At 51.4% G+C, this 212-nt stretch carries 1 protein-coding gene; it reads right to left on the bottom strand.

Annotated elements, in window-relative coordinates; genetic code table 11:
• Nucleotides 1-212: methylenetetrahydrofolate reductase (locus HJY11_RS14615; RefSeq protein WP_208076570.1), on the bottom strand; the 212-nt coding region annotated here is incomplete at both ends.

The following is a 212-nucleotide window of genomic DNA, read 5'->3' as shown; positions in this document are numbered from 1 at the left end:
AGTCCGTTAGCGATTAAATCAACAATCTGCCCCGTAGCATAAGCAATACCCGCCTGTTTTAACGCTTCGGGATCATCTGCAAATTTCTCGACGATAGCGCGGTAATTCGCAGGCAGTTTGGTCCCGCTCAATTCACAGATCCGGTTGATCTGTTTGGCATTTGTCACCGGCATAATACCCGCCACGACCGGCACATCGATGCCATGCCGCAG

The sequence above is a fragment of the Bittarella massiliensis (ex Durand et al. 2017) genome (assembly GCF_017566145.1).
GTDB lineage: Bacteria > Bacillota > Clostridia > Oscillospirales > Ruminococcaceae > Bittarella > Bittarella massiliensis_A.
This window is presented reverse-complemented; position numbering and strand designations above follow the sequence as displayed.